The sequence below is a fragment of the Candidatus Methylomirabilota bacterium genome (genome assembly GCA_027293415.1).
Lineage (GTDB): Bacteria > Methylomirabilota > Methylomirabilia > Methylomirabilales > CSP1-5 > CSP1-5.
Map to the genome: position 1 here is coordinate 1 of JAPUFX010000207.1, position 6,440 is coordinate 6,440.

General features: G+C 58.4%; 6 protein-coding genes. All 6 read right to left on the bottom strand.

The genetic code is table 11. From position 1 onward, the window contains the following. Positions 1–84: 84 nt before the first annotated feature. A complete protein-coding gene (gene kdsA, locus O6929_14040) occupies positions 85–918 on the bottom strand; it encodes a 3-deoxy-8-phosphooctulonate synthase (GenBank protein MCZ6481501.1) in 834 nt (277 codons plus the stop codon). A gap of 100 nt (positions 919–1,018) precedes the next feature. After that, entirely contained in the window at positions 1,019–1,159 is a 141-nt protein-coding gene (locus tag O6929_14045) for a hypothetical protein (GenBank protein MCZ6481502.1), read from the bottom strand. 33 nt (positions 1,160–1,192) lie between these two features. Next, positions 1,193–2,797: a CTP synthase gene (locus tag O6929_14050; protein ID MCZ6481503.1), complete on the bottom strand. Its 1,605-nt coding sequence runs from the start codon at positions 2,795–2,797 to the stop codon at positions 1,193–1,195. A gap of 29 nt (positions 2,798–2,826) precedes the next feature. Next, positions 2,827–3,561 (bottom strand): 3-deoxy-manno-octulosonate cytidylyltransferase, encoded by a 735-nt coding sequence (gene kdsB, locus O6929_14055; GenBank protein MCZ6481504.1) that lies wholly within the window; start codon positions 3,559–3,561, stop codon positions 2,827–2,829. Between the two features lie 3 nt (positions 3,562–3,564). Then, positions 3,565–4,575 carry a D-glycero-beta-D-manno-heptose-7-phosphate kinase gene (gene rfaE1, locus O6929_14060; GenBank protein ID MCZ6481505.1) on the bottom strand — a complete coding sequence of 337 codons (1,011 nt, stop codon included), beginning with the start codon at positions 4,573–4,575 and terminating at the stop codon, positions 3,565–3,567. Between the two features lie 25 nt (positions 4,576–4,600). Next, on the bottom strand, positions 4,601–5,782 hold the full coding sequence (locus O6929_14065) for an NAD(P)/FAD-dependent oxidoreductase (GenBank protein MCZ6481506.1): 1,182 nt from the start codon (positions 5,780–5,782) through the stop codon (positions 4,601–4,603). Positions 5,783–6,440 lie beyond the last annotated feature (658 nt).

Here is a 6,440-nt window from a genome sequence, read left to right on the forward strand (position 1 = left end):
TGGCAGCTAGGACCGGCAGTTCACAAGATTCGTTCCGGTGCCGAAACCGGTCCGGAGGTCCCTCATTCGGAGATAAGGTTTCGGTCAAGAGTCTCCCTCTCGGACGGCGGCAGCCACCCGAAGAAGCTTTCGTAGCAGCGACTCAAGTTCCCCCAAAGGCCACATGGTGGCCCCGTCAGAAGGGGCTTCATCCGGGGCCGGGTGAACCTCCATGAAGATCGCATTGCATCCCGCCGCTACCGCTGCGCGGGCGAGATGGGGGATATACTCCCGCTGGCCTCCGGACGCGACACCGGTGCCTCCCGGAAGCTGGAGGCTATGGGTGGCATCAAACACCACTGGGTAACCCAGGGCCTGCATGATCGGTAAAGCCCGCATATCCACCACCAGGTTGTTGTATCCAAAGCTCGTCCCTCGCTCGGTAATTAAGAGCCGGTGATTGCCGGTAGAGACCACCTTTTCCACCACCCGGCGAACTTCCCCGGGTGACAAAAATTGTCCTTTTTTCACGTTCACAGCCAGGCCGCTCTGTCCCGCAGCCAACAGAAGATCAGTTTGTCGGCAAAGGAAGGCCGGAATCTGCAGTGCGTCCACTACTCCTGCGACCGAGGCAACCTGGGCGACCTCATGCACATCGGTGAGCACCGGCAGCCCCGTCTTTTCTCTCACCCGACTCAGGATCTGGAGCCCACGTTCGATCCCTGGTCCCCGGAATGACTGGAGTGAGGTGCGGTTCGCCTTATCGTAGGAAGACTTGAGAACAAGGGGGATCTCCAGCTTCCCACAGATTTCCTGGAGGCGCTCTGCTATCCCAAGGAGGTGTTCCTCCCCTTCGATAACACACGGCCCGGCAATAAGGGCCAGCGGGTTCTTCCCCCCGATTTGGACGGGCCCTACCCCAACCTCTCGCGTCGACATTCTACCGTTCTCTCTCCCGGCATCTTACTCTCTATCGCCCAGGGTCAATTACTTTTCCGACTAGAATCGGAGGCAAGGGTACATTGGCCGGAATTTCAGCCTACCGGATCTCCTCGGCCGCCTTCTCGTGCCGTTCCAACTTGATAAGCCGAATTTGAGCAGCCTGCCTTGTCGCACCCGCCGTGATCAGTGCAGCGAGAAAGTTGGCACAACTAGTTGGAACGGCACTAGCATGAGACATGCATTTGCTCGTGCGCCTTGACCCCCAAGCCTCTCACAGCCGTTTCCGGTGTTCCAGGGTCGCCCGGATAAAAGCCCGGAAGATGGGGTGGGGATGTCTTGGGCGGGACCTAAATTCGGGATGAAACTGGCAGCTCACGAACCAGGGATGGTCGGCAAGCTCGATCATCTCCACCAGCCTTCCATCCGGGGAATCACCACTGATCACCAGACCATGGGCCTCCAAGACGCTCCGGTATTCATTGTTCACCTCGTATCGGTGTCGGTGCCGCTCAGACACCTCATTCATCCCATACGCTTGATAGGCCCGAGACCCAGGACGTAGGCGGCACGGGTAGGCACCCAGCCGCATGGTCCCCCCGAGATTGGTGATCCCTCGCTGCTCGGGCATCAAATCGATGACGGCGTGAGGAGTCTCGGTATCAAACTCCCGACTATTGGCCTCCCTCAGACCACAGACGTGCCGGGCGAACTCAATCACGGCACACTGCATCCCGAGACAGATACCCAGGAAGGGAACTCCTTCCTCGCGGGCATAGGTGATCGCCCCGATCTTGCCTTCGATTCCGCGGATGCCAAAGCCTCCGGGGACCAATACCCCCGCGACATCATGGAGACATTTCTTGGCCCCCTCTTGCTCGATCCGTTCCGCCTCTACCGCTTTGATGTCGACCCCGCAGTCATTCGCAATCCCTCCGTGAGAGATCGCTTCGGTGAGACTTTTGTACGCGTCCCTCAGCTCCAAATACTTGCCTACGATGGCAATAGAAGTAGAGGTAGAGGGATTCTGGACCTTCCGAACGATCTGCTCCCACCCTTCAAGGTTCTGCTCCCGGACTTCGAGGTTCAGGATATCCACCAGGATGTTGTCCAATCCCTCGCTCTGCAAAACCAGCGGGACCTCGTAGATCGAGGAGACATCCTTGGCGGTGATGACCGCCCGCTCCGAGACATTACAGAAGAGGGCGATCTTGGCCCTCAGTTCTTTAGGGAGGATCCGATCTGTCCGGCACAGGAGGACATCCGGTTGGATTCCGATCTGAAGGAGCTCCTTGACGCTGTGCTGGGTCGGCTTGGACTTCAGCTCACCGGCGGTACCGATGTAAGGCACCAGGGTAAGGTGAATATAGGCCACGTTCTCCCGGCCAACGTCGCCCTTAAATTGCCGGATCGCTTCAAGGAAGGGAAGGCCCTCGATGTCTCCCACCGTGCCTCCCACCTCCACGATCACAACGTCCACCCCCTTGCTTACGCGGTAGATAGCCCGCTTGATCTCGTCGGTGATATGAGGAATAACCTGGACGGTTCCCCCGAGATAATCACCCCGTCGCTCCTTCATGATCACGTTGTAATACACCTGACCGGTGGTAACATTGTTGTCTCTGGTCAACTGGGCGCTGGTGAACCGCTCGTAATGGCCTAGGTCCAGATCGGTCTCGGACCCGTCATCGGTGACAAACACCTCCCCGTGCTGGAAAGGGCTCATCGTTCCAGGATCCACGTTGATGTAGGGATCAAACTTGAGGAGGGTCACCTTGAGTCCCCGGCTTTCCAGCAGACACCCGATGGAAGCCGCTGCGATACCTTTTCCCAAGGACGATACCACTCCACCGGTGACAAAGATAAACTTCGGTGTCATCGCTCCCCCGTCACTATTTGTTCCTAATTTTATCCGCCCTCGTTCCTTGCTTCAATCCGTGCAATCCGTTCCAGGTCCTCTGGTGTATCCACACCGATACTGTCGTACTTCGTCTCCACAACTCTGATCGGGTAGCCGTATTCCAACGCCCGCAGTTGCTCCAGCTGCTCGGTCTCCTCCAAGGGAGTCGGAGCAAGACTCGCTAATGTGAGCAGGAATTCCCGCCGGTACACATAAAGGCCAATGTGCTTATAATAGGAATGCCTCCCCTGAACCCGAGCGTACGGGATGGGCGTCCGGGAGAAGTATAGGGCAAATCCCCGACGGTCCCGAACCACCTTCACCACATGCGGGCTCTGCCATTCCTCTTCCTTTTCAAGGCGACGACACACCGTTCCCATGATTAGGTCCGATTCTACAAAAAAAGGGGACACCGCCTCATCGATCATCGGTGGCTCGATGAGGGGTTCGTCCCCTTGGATGTTGACCACAATCTCACACGAAAGCGAGGCAGCAACTTCAGCGACCCGGTCTGTCCCCGAAGGATGATGCAACCCTGTCAGTTGAACCTCCCCGCCGAACGCGACTACCGCATCACGAATCCGAAGGTCATCTGTTGCAACCACTACCCTCGCCAGGGTCTTGCTCCGCCTGGCCCGTTCATACACATGCTGGACCAATGGTCGTCCGCGGAGATCGGCGAGCGGCTTGCCGGGAAATCGAGAGGAGGCGTAGCGGGCCGGAATGACCCCTACCGCCCTCACGATCTATCCCTCCTCGAGCCCCAAGGAACGCTTGAGCTCTGCCAAACTCACCGTTGCGGTCCCTCGCTTTCCTACCACCACCCCGGCGGCATGGTTCGCAACCTGGGCCGCCTCCACCATGGTGGCTCTGGAAGCAAGAGCAAGTGCCATGGACCCCACGACCGTATCCCCTGCCCCCGTCACATCAAACACCTCTTTCGCCACCGCCGGGATTTGGCTTACGCGCCCGTTCCCCTCATACAGCGACATTCCCCTCTCACCTCGGGTGACGAGCACTGCCTGAACTTTGAGACGATCGAGGAGGTGGCGCCCCGCCGCGGCGACGTCGGCCTCACCCCTGATAGGGCGGCCCCAGGCTGCCATGGCCTCCCGATGGTTGGGCGTCAGAACGCTGACCTGGCGGTACAGATCAAAGTGGTTAATCTTGGGGTCTACCACCGTCACCACCCCGCGTGCGCGGGCCAGGGGAACGACCACCTCAAGCAGCCGTGCATTGATCACCCCCTTGCCGTAGTCGGAGATGACCAGCGCATCCACATGATCCAGCCGATCCTGGACCAGTTCCTGGATCCTTCCCCCAAGTCCGTCGTCCAGATCCTCAGTAGACTCTCGATCAAACCTTACCACATGCTGACTCCCGGCAACAACCCGGGTCTTAATGGTCGTCTTCCGCGAGCGATCCACGACAATGCCGTCCAGCTTGACACCAATCTGCTCGATCTCGTGTAGCAACCGTTCTGCCATGGAGTCGCCACCCGCCACGCCGACCAGATCCGCCTGCCCGCGGAGGGCCCGAATGTTAGCCACCACATTGGCTGCGCCCCCCAGGCGGATATTTTCGTCCTCCACCTCCACGACAGGTACCGGGGCCTCAGGAGAGATCCGCGAGACAACTCCCCATATGTATTCATCCACCATAATATCCCCGAGAACCAGGATCTTTCTCTGGGGAAATTGAGCCAGGATCTCTTCAAAACTGGTGGACGACCCTTGTTGCGTCGTGTCTCGTATCATGGCTCCGGCTTTGCCGCAGGAATCCTCAACCGATTGACCTCCGAGCAAAGACGCCCCAGACCAAGTGGAAGAAGATATTAGAACGACACAGCGCAAGAATGAACTTCCGATGTCGCTCAAAATCCGCCCGTCGCTTCACCAGGTCGGGAAGGTCTGACTCATGGTAGGCGCAAATCAAATGATCAATCTGTTCGTCCGAAAGCATTCCTCCCAACCGGCGGAAGAAATTCCCCACCCGGAGTTCGACACCAATCTCATGACGCCACCGTCGCTCGTACTCTGCCAGGACCCGCTCAGTCAGATCCCCGAGGCGGAAGGCATGGTCTAGCGTCGCCGCTGCTAGATCGCCGCACAAGACCCCGTAAGAAATTCCTCCCCCGGTGGTGACCTTCACCTGTCCGGCGGTATCGCCCACGAGAAGGATTCTATCCAAAAAGGTCCGGGAGACATTGGAAATGGGAATTGCCTTACTTTTGATCTGGACTTCCCCGCTTCGGAGCCGAGAGGCAATCGAGGGATGACGAAGGAACCGCCGGAGATAGGGGATAGCCTGACGACCGTCACAGACCCCGACGCGGGCCAACGCGCCGGCTGGAATAGCCCATGCAAAGCTACCGGGAGCCACTTCTCGCCCAAGGTACACCTCCACCCCAGCCAGCCCCTCCATTTCTACCTCAACCTGAGCTGCCTGCAGAAACCTAGGCGGCCGCTCAAGTCCCAGGTCCTGAATCAGACCGTAGCGAACGCCGGTAGCCAAGACGACGGCCCGGGCCCTGTAACTCATCGGGATCTCACCCCCGCCAGGTTCCCTTTTGAGCACCGACAGCTTGACACAATCGCCCTCATACTTTAGACCCACACACCGAACCCCCAGGTGGTAGTCGGCACCGCAGGCGACGGCTCGCCGCGCCATACTCTGATCGAATTCACACCTCCTGACGACGTAGGCCATCACCCGATCAGCCCCCACCCGAGCGGCGTTTCCTTTGGGCGAGAAGAATGTGGCCGAATCGAACTCGCGAATGACCGAATCCCGGGGAAGATCAAACCGCTCAAAAGCCTCTGCCCCGATGAGGCCGGAACAATTGGTTGGTACACCGATTTGCGGATGCTCCTCGAGGACGAGAACGCTGTATCCCCGCTGGGCCAGGCTTGTCGCTGTCTGACTTCCTGCCGGCCCCGCCCCCACTACAATCGCATCGTGCATATACGTCCCTCTACTGCCACTTTCTTCATGCAGACGGAGTAAACCTGTTCCGCGGACTCGCCAGTCCCTCAGAGTCCGTCAGCACGGGATTTCGCAATTCGTTGTAGACCTTGGGTTCGAATCGAGAAGGGACCTGGCCCTGGAGAAGTTCGGGCACGCGTAAGAAACTTCGCCGTGCCTCGCATAAAAGAGCCGATAAAGCCTGCCCCTTTAATCTCCAGGATCACTCCAAATTCTGTCTCTCTGAACAAGATTCTTAACAATAGCGGCTAACCTCCCGGCCGTCAAGTAGAATTCGAACGCCGACGCGAAAGGAGAGATGCTAGTGCCCCACCAACTATTTCTCACTAGCCCAGATTATTCACATAGAAGTGAATAATCTGCCCTCCGGGCTTCGACTCCGCCCCGCGTTTGCGGGGCCTCGCTCAGGGCTAGCCTTGAGTCCCGCCCCAGCAGCGGGACGCATTATTCACGAAGACGCTCCATTCGTGAATAATGCGGGCTAGAGCTGTCAGCAATCAGCAGTCAGCCCGGAGCGCGAAGAGTCAAGAGTCGAGGGTCGGGGGGACATCGCTCGGCCCGCGGGCTTTGATGGACCAACGGAAATCCGGGCGAGTTTTGTCTTCAGGAAACGTATGGTAGGATGATTCCCGGGAAA